At 42.5% G+C, this 3,102-nt stretch carries 1 protein-coding gene; it reads right to left on the bottom strand.

What is annotated here, in order from left to right; all coding sequences use genetic code 11:
• Nucleotides 1-3,102, bottom strand: a 3,102-nt coding sequence (locus ACYSN2_RS11040) for an Ig-like domain-containing protein (protein ID WP_461750304.1), incomplete at both ends; no start/stop codon positions are given.

Below are 3,102 nucleotides of genomic sequence, written 5' to 3'. Positions count from 1 at the left end.
CAGGATCTGCCGTAATACTAGACGATGCTTGATCAAAGAAGCCATCACCACCGGTATAACGGATTTGTGCTGTATCAACTGATGCATATGCTCTCGTTTGGAAGTGGAAAGTATCTGCACCCGCTACTTCTGATTTCACTTCAAAAGTATAACGTCCATCTTGATGATCTGTTGGTACGCCCACAATCCCTACTACAGTGCCCGCTTCTGTAACAAGCTCTAAGCCTTCATAACCAATAATTGGTTTTTGACCTGCGGCATCGTAGTACATGGTTACAGTGACAATTGAAGTCATCACACCATCTGCGGCAATTTCTACAGGATCTGCCGTAATACTAGACGATGCTTGATCAAAGAAGCCATCACCACCGGTATAACGGATTTGTGCTGTATCAACTGATGCATATGCTCTCGTTTGGAAGTGGAAAGTATCTGCACCCGCTACCTCTGATTTCACTTCAAAGGTATAACGTCCATCTTGATGATCTGTTGGTACGCCCACAATCCCTACTACAGCACCCGCTTCTGTAACAAGCTCTAAGCCTTCATAACCAATAATTGGTTTTTGACCTGCGGCATCGTAGTACATGGTTACAGTGACAATTGAAGTCATCACACCATCTGCGGCAATTTCTACAGGATCTGCCGTAATACTAGATGATGCTTGATCAAAGAAGCCATCACCACCGGTATAACGGATTTGTGCTGTATCAACTGATGCATATGCTCTCGTTTGGAAGTGGAAAGTATCTGCACCCACTACCTCTGATTTCACTTCGAAAGTATAACGTCCATCTTGATGATCTGTTGGTACGCCCATAATCCCTACTACAGTGCCCGCTTCTGTAACAAGCTCTAAGCCTTCATAACCAATAATTGGTTTTTGACCTGCGGCATCGTAGTACATGGTTACAGTGACAATTGAAGTCATCACACCATCTGCGGCAATTTCTACAGGATCTGCCGTAATACTAGATGATGCTTGATCAAAGAAGCCATCACCACCGGTATAACGGATTTGTGCTGTATCATCTGATGCGTATGCTCTCGTTTGGAAGTGGAAAGTATCTGCACCCGCTACCTCTGATTTCACTTCAAAGGTATAACGTCCATCTTGATGGTCTGTTGGTACGCCCACAATCCCTACTACAGTACCCGCTTCTGTAACAAGCTCTAAGCCTTCATAACCAATAATTGGTTTTTGACCTGCGGCATCGTAGTACATGGTTACAGTGACAATTGAAGTCATCACACCATCTGCGGCAATTTCTACAGGATCTGCCGTAATACTAGACGATGCTTGATCAAAGAAGCCATCACCACCGGTATAACGGATTTGTGCTGTATCAACTGATGCATATGCTCTCGTTTGGAAGTGGAAAGTATCTGCACCTGCTACCTCTGATTTCACTTCAAAGGTATAACGTCCATCTTGATGATCTGTTGGTACGCCCACAATCCCTACTACAGTACCCGCTTCTGTAACAAGCTCTAAGCCTTCATAACCAATAATTGGTTTTTGACCTGCGGCATCGTAGTACATGGTTACAGTGACAATTGAAGTCATCACACCATCTGCGGCAATTTCTACAGGATCTGCCGTAATACTAGATGATGCTTGATCAAAGAAGCCATCACCACCGGTATAACGGATTTGTGCTGTATCAACTGATGCATATGCTCTCGTTTGGAAGTGGAAAGTATCTGCACCCGCTACCTCTGATTTCACTTCAAAGGTATAACGTCCATCTTGATGATCTGTTGGTACGCCCACAATCCCTACTACAGCACCCGCTTCTGTAACAAGCTCTAAGCCTTCATAACCAATAATTGGTTTTTGGCCTGCAGCATCGTAGTACATAGTTACAGTGACAATTGAAGTCATCACACCATCTGCGGCAATTTCTACAGGATCTGCCGCAATACTAGACGATGCTTGATCAAAGAAGCCATCACCACCGGTATAACGGATTTGTGCTGTATCAACTGATGCATATGCTCTCGTTTGGAAGTGGAAAGTATCTGCACCCGCTACCTCTGATTTCACTTCAAAGGTATAACGTCCATCTTGATGATCTGTTGGTACGCCCACAATCCCTACTACAGCACCCGCTTCTGTAACAAGCTCTAAGCCTTCATAACCAATAATTGGTTTTTGGCCTGCAGCATCGTAGTACATAGTTACAGTGACAATTGAAGTCATCACACCATCTGCAGCAATTTCTACAGGATCTGCCGTAATACTAGACGATGCTTGATCAAAGTTACCATCTCCTGCTGAGTATCTAATAGTATCGTTACCATTAAATTGACCTGCTGCCGTTACAAAAGTAAGGTTATCAGTTCCTAATTGATCTGTTGAAGTCATCGTAAAGGTATAAATCCCAGTTCCTAAAACTTCACTCATAGATCCTAAGTTACCTAACATCTCAGATCCATCAACCGTAATAATCGTTAATTGATTACTATCTAATCCAGTTAATGGTTGATCTGTTCCATCATGTACTAAAGTGACCGTTACGAGAGATGTTGCTCTTCCATCAGCTGCAATCTCTTTAGGATTCGTAGTAATACTCGACTTTCCTTGGTCAAAAGTACCATTACCATTGGTATATGAAATAGTCTCAGTCATGCTTCCTGGTAATGTATCTACTGTGAAACCAAAATTTTCAACTCCTAATTGTGTAGATTTAACCTCTGCTGTAAAGGTACCATCTCCTACATTCACCATTTCTCCAGATGCTGGTGAAATTACTCCTATCGGTGATGTTGAATTAGAACGCAATACAACTGTATAAGGTGTAGCTGTTTCTGAATTAGTACCAGATGTAAAGTTATTACCATTACTATCTTTAAGTTGAACAATCACTGTAGAGATCGCCTCACCATTTGCTAAAATTTCTTTCGGTGTGGCTGAAATTGTAGAAACTGTTAAGTCCACATCTCCAGTAAAGTACTCAACTATTGCAGTCTTACCTGCAGCCTGCCCTTGATCTGTGGTAAATCCAATAACATCACTACCGACTTTCTTCGATGTTACATAACCGGTGTAACGACCATTTCCTTGCGGTGTAAATCGGTAATCACGTTGATCACTAAATT

Source organism: Ignatzschineria sp. LJL83, from assembly GCF_054871845.1.
Note: the sequence above shows the minus strand (reverse complement) of the source record. Positions and strands in the feature narration are given on the sequence as shown.